Genomic DNA, 6,490 nt, shown 5'->3' with positions numbered 1-6,490 from the left:
GCCGGCCCGCCCGCCGGACCACGGACCGCGGTGCCGCGTCCGGCACCGGCTACTGGTCGGCGGGCTCCGGGTCCTACCGTCCCGACCTCGTGGAGCTCGCGCTCGGCCACCAGGCCGCGCTGCCCGAGGTCCTCGGCCCGGCCGACGCCGCCGGGACGACGCCGGAGGGGCTGCTGATCTCGGCGGGCACGGGCGAGACGATGGCCGCGGCGTTCGGGCTGGGCGTCGCCGTCGGGGACGCCGTCGTGTCGCTGGGGGCCTCGGGCTCGGTCATGGCCGTGCACCACGAGGCGCTGTCCGACCCGACGGGGATGATCACCTCCTTCGCCGACGCGACGGGCATGCACCTGCCGGTGGTCCACACGTCGAACGCCGTGCGCGCGCTGCGCGGCACGGCCGAGATGCTGGGGGTGGAGGGGCTGGAGGAACTGTCCGCGCTGGCCCTGAAGTCGACGCCGGGCGCTTCAGGACTCGTCCTGCTGCCGTATCTGGAGGGTGAGCGCACCCCGCACCTTCCGCACACCGCGGGGACCCTGAGCGGGCTGCGGCGCGAGTCGATGAAGCCCGAGCACCTGGCGCGGGCCGCCTTCGAGGGGATGCTGTGCTCGCTGGCCGACGCACTGGACGTGCTGCGGGGCCGGGGCGTGGAGGTGCGGCGGGTGTTCCTGCTGGGCGCGGCAGCCGAGCTGCCCGCTGTGCAGGCGCTGGCGCCCGCGGTGTTCGGCACCCAGGTCGTCGTGCCGCAGCCCGCCGAGTACGCGGCACTGGGTGCGGCCAGGCAGGCGGCGTGGGCTCTGGGGGTCTCGCAGGGGACGCTCGATCCGCGTACTCCCCCGGCCTGGCAGGGTGCGGCGGCGCAGGTGCTGGAGCCGGGCGAGGAGCTCCCGGTGGGCCGGGCGGTGCGCCAGCAGTACGGGGCGACCCGGGACCAGATCCATCCCGGGGCGTTCGGCGGCAGCGCCTGAGGAGCGCGATCCCGGAATTTGACCGGGGCTTGGGCAAAAGCGTTGGCAGTGGTGGTCCGGAGTGCCGGAGTATGGACCGGCCTCTGCCCTTCGCCGACTCCGAGAGACGCGTGTGCTCATAAAACTCCTGCGGACCTATCTGGGTCCGTACAGACGTCCTATCGTGCTGCTGGTCCTGCTCCAGCTCCTGCAGACGTGCGCCAGCCTCTATCTGCCCAGTCTCAACGCGGACATCATCGACAACGGTGTCGTGCGGGGCGACACGGGTTACATCCTGGAATTCGGCGCCGTGATGATCGTGGTCAGCGCCGTCCAGATCGTCTGCAACATCGGGGCGGTCCACTACGGTGCCCGGACGGCCTCCGCGCTCGGGCGCGATGTGCGGGCGTCGGTCTTCGGACGGGTGCAGTCGTTCTCCGCGCGCGAGGTGGGACGGTTCGGGGCTCCCTCGCTGATCACCCGTACGACCAATGACGTGCAGCAGGTCCAGATGCTCGTCCTCATGGCGTTCACCCTGATGGTGTCGGCGCCCATCATGTGCGTCGGCGGCGTCATCATGGCGCTCGGCCAGGACGTCCCGCTGTCGGCGGTGCTGCTGGCCGTGCTTCCCGTGCTCGGTGTCTCGGTGGGCCTCATCGTGAGGAGGATGCGGCCGCTGTTCCGCACGATGCAGGAGCGGCTGGACACGGTGAACCGTGTGCTGCGTGAGCAGATCACCGGTAACCGCGTCATCCGCGCCTTCATCCGTGACCGCTACGAGGAGGAACGCTTCCGCGGCGCCAACACGGAGCTGACGGACGTCGCGGTGTCGACCGGCCGGCTGATGGCCTTCATGTTCCCGACGGTGATGACGGTGGTGAACCTGTCGTCCATCGCCGTGGTCTGGTTCGGCGCGCACCGCATCGACAGCGGCGGGATGCAGATCGGGGCGCTGACCGCGTTCCTCGCCTATCTGATGCAGATCGTCATGTCGGTGATGATGGCCACCTTCATGTTCATCATGGTGCCGCGGGCCGAGGTATGCGCCGAGCGCATCCAGGAGGTCCTGGAGACCGAGTCGAGCGTGGTGCCGCCCACCGCTCCGGTCACGGAGCTGCTCACCCACGGCCATCTGGAGATCCGGGGCGCGGAGTTCCGCTTCCCGGGCGCCGAGGAGCCGGTGCTGCGCTCGGTCGATCTCGTGGCACGGCCCGGGGAGACGACCGCGATCATCGGGTCGACGGGCAGCGGGAAGTCGACGCTGCTCGGGCTCGTACCTCGGCTGTTCGACGCGACGGAGGGCGAGGTGCTCGTCGGCGGTACGGACGTGCGGACGCTGGATCCGGTGCTGCTGGCGAAGACGGTGAGCCTGGTCCCGCAGAAGCCGTACCTGTTCTCGGGGACGGTCGCGACCAATCTGCGCTACGGCAACCCGGACGCGAGCGACGAGGAGCTGTGGCACGCGCTGGAGGTGGCGCAGGCGAAGGGCTTCGTGGAAGGGCTGGAGCACGGCCTCGACGCGCCGATCGCGCAGGGCGGCACCAATGTCTCCGGTGGTCAGCGGCAGCGGCTCGCGATCGCGCGGACGCTGGTGCAGCGGCCGGAGATCTATCTCTTCGACGACTCCTTCTCGGCCCTGGACTACGCGACGGACGCCGCGCTGCGCGGTGCGCTGTCCCGCGAGACGGCGGGGGCGACCGTGGTGATCGTGGCACAGCGGGTGTCCACGATCCGTGACGCGGACCGGATCCTGGTACTGGACGAGGGCCGGGTCGTCGGGACGGGCAGCCACCACGAGCTGATGGACGGCAACGAAACCTACCGGGAGATCGTGCTCTCCCAGCTGACGGAAGCGGAGGCCGCCTGATGGCAGGGCCGGGCGGACGGATGATGGCCGGAGGGCCCACCGAGCGGTCCATGGACTTCAAGGGGTCGGGGAAGCGGCTGCTGAGGAGGTTCAGCAAGGAGAAGTCCTCGCTGTATCTGATGCTGGGCGCCGGAACGCTGAGTGTGGCGCTCTCCGTGGCGGGGCCCAAGATCCTCGGCGCGGCCACGGACCTGATCTTCGCCGGTGTCGTCGGACGGCAGATGCCGGACGGCACGACGAAGGAGCAGGCCGTCGACGGCCTGCGCGAGCAGGGCGCCGGCGGACTCGCCGACATGCTGAGCGGGGTGGACTTCGTCCCCGGCGACGGCATCGACTTCGGTGCGGTGGGCCAGGTCCTGCTGGCGGCGCTGGTGGTGTACGTCGGCGCGGGGCTGATGATGCTGGTGTCGACCCGGCTGTCGATCCGGGTGATCAACCGGGTGGTCTTCCAGCTGCGTGAGGACCTGCAGACCAAACTGGCCCGGCTGCCGCTGTCGTACTTCGACCGGCAGCAGCGTGGTGAGGTGCTGAGCCGGGCGACGAACGACATCGACAACATCTCCCAGACGATGCAGCAGACGATGGGCCAGCTCATCAACTCCCTGCTGACCATCGTCGGCGTGGTGATCATGATGTTCTGGATCTCCCCGCTGCTCGCCCTGGTCGCGCTGGTGACGATCCCGCTGTCCGTGTTCGTCGCGGCGCGGGTCGGCAAGCGGTCGCAGCCGCACTTCGTGGCGCAGTGGAAGGTGACGGGCAAGCTCAACGCCCACATCGAGGAGATGTACACCGGGCACAGCCTGGTGAAGGTGTTCGGACGGCAGGACGAGTCGGCGCGGGACTTCGCCGAGCAGAACGAAGCACTGTACGAGGCCGGCTTCAAGGCCCAGTTCAACAGCGGGATCATGCAGCCGCTGATGATGTTCGTGTCGAACCTGAACTACGTGCTGGTCGCGGTCGTCGGCGGGCTGCGCGTGGCGTCGGGTGCGCTGTCGATCGGTGACGTGCAGGCGTTCATCCAGTACTCGCGGCAGTTCTCGATGCCTCTGACGCAGGTCGCGTCGATGGCGAACCTGGTGCAGTCGGGCATCGCGTCCGCCGAGCGGGTCTTCGGCCTGCTGGACGCCGAGGAGCAGGCGCCCGACCCCGACCCCGCCGAGCGGCCGAAGGAACTGCGTGGCAGCGTCTCGCTGGAGAACGTGTCCTTCCGCTACGACCCGGAGAAGCCGCTCATCGAGGATCTCTCGCTGAGCGTGGAGCCCGGTCAGACGGTCGCGATCGTCGGGCCGACCGGTGCCGGCAAGACGACGCTGGTCAACCTGCTGATGCGGTTCTACGAGGTGACGGGCGGCCGGATCATCCTCGACGGGGCCGACGTGGCGAGGATGTCACGTGACGGACTGCGGTCGGCCATAGGCATGGTGCTCCAGGACACCTGGCTGTTCGGCGGCACGATCGCGGAGAACATCGCCTACGGGGCCTCGCGCGAGGTGTCCCGGGAGGAGATCGAGGACGCGGCGCGGGCGGCCCACGCGGACCGTTTCGTCCGCACGCTGCCCGACGGTTACGACACGGTGATCGACGACGAGGGGTCCGGGGTCAGCGCGGGCGAGAAGCAGCTGATCACCATCGCGCGGGCGTTCCTGTCCGACCCGGTGATCCTGGTGCTCGACGAGGCCACCAGCTCGGTGGACACCCGGACCGAGGTGCTGATCCAGAAGGCGATGGCGCGGCTGGCCCACGGCCGTACGAGCTTCGTGATCGCGCACCGGCTCTCCACCATCCGGGACGCGGACGTGATCCTGGTGATGGAGAACGGCTCGATCGTCGAACAGGGCACCCACGATGCCCTCCTGGCCGCGAAGGGGGCCTACGCCCGGCTCTACGCGGCGCAGTTCGCGCAGGCCCTGGCCGAGGTCGACTGACGCCGTCGTCCGGCGGCGGAACACGGACGGCACGGATGACACGGACGGCACGGATCATACGGATGACACGGAAGAGTGGGGTGAGCAGTGGTGGAGAGCGGTGAGGAGCAGCGGGACGGCCGCAGGACCGGGGCGGGCGTGGGGCTCGGCATCGGTGTGGGTGCGGGTCTCGGGGCTGCGTACGGTGCGCTGACCGGCGACCTGGCGCTGGGCGTCGGCGTCGGGATGGCCCTGGGTGTGGCCGTCGGTGCCGGGCTGGGGTCCTCGGCCGGGAAGCGGAAGGGCGGGGGCGGCTCGTAGCCGGTCCCGCGAAGCGCCGTGCCGCTCAGTCCAGGTAGCCGCGGAGCTGGTCGGCGAAGGTGTGGTCCCGCAGCTTGTCGAGGGTCTTGGACTCGATCTGGCGGATGCGTTCGCGCGTCACGCCGAAGATCCTTCCGATCTCCTCCAGCGTGCGGGGCCGCCCGTCGTCCAGTCCGTAGCGCAGCTGGACGACCTTCCTCTCCCGTTCGCCGAGGGTGGAGAGCACCGCTTCCAGGTGTTCGCGCAGCAGGAGGAAGGCCGCGGACTCCGCGGGCGAGGCGGCGTCGCCGTCCTCGATGAGGTCGCCGAAGGCCACGTCGTCCTCCTCGCCCACGGGTGCGTGCAGGGACACGGGCTCCTGGGCGAGGCGCAGGACCTCGCCGACGCGTTCGGACGTCAGGCCGAGCTGGGCCGCGACCTCTTCGGCGGTGGGCTCGTAGCCGCGTTCCTGGAGCATGCGGCGCTGGACGCGTACGACGCGGTTGATCAGTTCGACGACGTGCACCGGGACTCTTATCGTCCTGGCCTGGTCGGCGAGTGCCCGGGACATCGCCTGGCGGATCCACCACGTCGCGTACGTGGAGAACTTGTAGCCCCGCGCGTAGTCGAACTTCTCCACCGCCCTGATCAGCCCGAGGTTCCCCTCCTGGACCAGGTCGAGCATGGTCAGCCCCCTGCCCACGTAGCGCTTGGCCACGGATACCACGAGGCGGAGGTTGGCCTCGATGAGCCGGCGTTTCGCCCTCCGTCCCATGACCACGAGCCGGTCCAGGTCGACGGAGAGCCGGGAGTCGGGGTCCGGGGCGGCCGCGAGCCGTTCCTCGGCGAAGAGTCCCGCCTCGACGCGGCGGGCGAGGTCCACCTCCTCGGCGGCGCTGAGCAGCGGTATCCGCCCGATCTCCCGTAAGTACTGGCGGAAGAGGTCGGACGTCGGGCCGCCTGCTTCCGGGCGGCTCCGCGGCTCGGGGTGCTCCACCGGTTCCTCCAGCACCGGTCCGGGCGTGTCCGCCGCCTCCGGGTGACGTGTGACCCGGTTCTGCGCGGGGATCGCCGGGACGGGCTCGGTCGTGATCGGCACGGTCCGGGTCTGCACGGGGGCGGCCTCCAGGTGATCGCTGCCGGATCGCGGGGGAGGTCCGCCCCGGGCGGACCGGCCGCGCTCCGATGACTCGGGCACCGCCATCCAGTGTGGGGTACGGCACATCGACGCCACGAGGGGCGTGCGGTGACTTTTTGCGCCCGGAGCGTGACGGGGCGCAGCTACGGCTCAGAGGGCGGCGGCGCCGTGGCTCCGCAGCGACTGGGCGTACTGCTGGAGGACCCAGACCTCGTTCTGTGCGGCGGCCAGATGGTCGGGGGCGACGTTGCTGCCGAGGCGGGCGAGGCTGCCCTGCACGTCGTCGATCCTGCGGTCGACGGCACGGAGACGGACCTGGACGAGCTGCATGCCCGCG

6 protein-coding genes are annotated in these 6,490 nt (G+C 70.4%); 4 read left to right on the top strand and 2 right to left on the bottom strand.

The genetic code is table 11. The annotated features are described in order from the left end of the window. From VN520_RS32320 to VN520_RS32305, 4 genes are all read left to right on the top strand, one after another. Nucleotides 1-965 (top strand): FGGY-family carbohydrate kinase (locus VN520_RS32320; protein ID WP_325750490.1); only part of this gene is annotated, 965 nt, incomplete at its 5' end. Nucleotides 966-1,077: 112 nt separating this feature from the next. Beyond that, nucleotides 1,078-2,811 carry an ABC transporter ATP-binding protein gene (locus VN520_RS32315; RefSeq protein ID WP_325750489.1) on the top strand — a complete coding sequence of 578 codons (1,734 nt, stop codon included), beginning with the start codon at nt 1,078-1,080 and terminating at the stop codon, nt 2,809-2,811. Next, entirely contained in the window at nt 2,811-4,736 is a 1,926-nt protein-coding gene (locus VN520_RS32310; RefSeq protein WP_325750488.1) for an ABC transporter ATP-binding protein, read from the top strand. Before VN520_RS32315 ends, VN520_RS32310 begins: the two co-directional genes overlap by 1 nt. Nucleotides 4,737-4,826: 90 nt before the next feature. Beyond that, the gene (locus VN520_RS32305) at nt 4,827-5,036 is read left to right on the top strand and encodes a hypothetical protein (RefSeq protein ID WP_325750487.1); all 210 of its coding nucleotides are present in this window, start codon (nt 4,827-4,829) and stop codon (nt 5,034-5,036) included. A gap of 25 nt (nt 5,037-5,061) precedes the next feature. Here the strand turns inward: VN520_RS32305 and VN520_RS32300 are convergent, their stop codons facing one another. Both VN520_RS32300 and VN520_RS32295 read right to left on the bottom strand, forming a co-directional pair. Continuing rightward, nucleotides 5,062-6,129: an RNA polymerase sigma factor gene (locus VN520_RS32300; RefSeq protein ID WP_325750486.1), complete on the bottom strand. Its 1,068-nt coding sequence runs from the start codon at nt 6,127-6,129 to the stop codon at nt 5,062-5,064. A 174-nt stretch (nt 6,130-6,303) separates the two neighbouring features. Then, the coding region (locus VN520_RS32295; protein WP_325750485.1) for a hypothetical protein at nt 6,304-6,490 on the bottom strand (187 nt) is incomplete at its 5' end.

The organism is Streptomyces sp., assembly GCF_035563135.1.
Lineage (GTDB): Bacteria > Actinomycetota > Actinomycetes > Streptomycetales > Streptomycetaceae > Streptomyces.
Note: the sequence above shows the minus strand (reverse complement) of the source record. Positions and strands in the feature narration are given on the sequence as shown.